The organism is Flavobacterium sp. GW823-FHT06G12 (genome assembly GCF_058794775.1).
The window spans coordinates 902,783-903,195 of sequence record NZ_JBXAHE010000002.1; the positions used below are offsets into that span (position 1 = coordinate 902,783).

The 413-nt window shown below is 28.6% G+C and carries 1 protein-coding gene; it reads right to left on the reverse strand.

What is annotated here, in order from left to right; all coding sequences use genetic code 11:
* Nucleotides 1–97: 97 nt before the first annotated feature.
* Nucleotides 98–244 (reverse strand): rSAM-modified peptide, encoded by a 147-nt coding sequence (locus tag AC1Q5Z_RS10800; RefSeq protein ID WP_492444748.1) that lies wholly within the window; start codon nucleotides 242–244, stop codon nucleotides 98–100.
* Nucleotides 245–413: the final 169 nt, after the last annotated feature.

The window sequence follows — 413 nt, forward strand, 5'->3', positions numbered from 1 at the left end:
TTGTATCTAATTGAAAATCTTTGAATGTTAATTTGCTATTTTTCATGACTTTATATTTTTTTGGATTAGTTTTAAAAAAGTTTATTCAGGTATCGGTTTAGTTATTTCCGTTTCCTCCTCCACCTTTTTTCGGTTCGTTTGGATCAATTGGATCATCTACACCTCCGCCTTTAATAGTTTTTTGTTCTTTTTTAGAGATTGTATCTATTTGAAAATCTTTAAAAGTTAATTTGCTATTTTTCATGATTTTATATTTTTTTGGATAGTTTTAAAAAGTTTATTCAGGTATCGTTTTAGTTATTTCCGTTTCCTCCGCCGCCTTTTTTCGGTTCATTTGGATCAATTGGATCATCTACACCTCCGCCTTTAATAGTTTTTTGTTCTTTTTTAGAGATTGTATCTATTTGAAAAAC

Excerpts from the sequence above, each read along its gene's own strand:
- AC1Q5Z_RS10800 (WP_492444748.1), bottom strand. The coding sequence starts at position 244 with ATGAAAAATAGCAAATTAACTTTTAAAGATTTTCAAATAGATACAATC.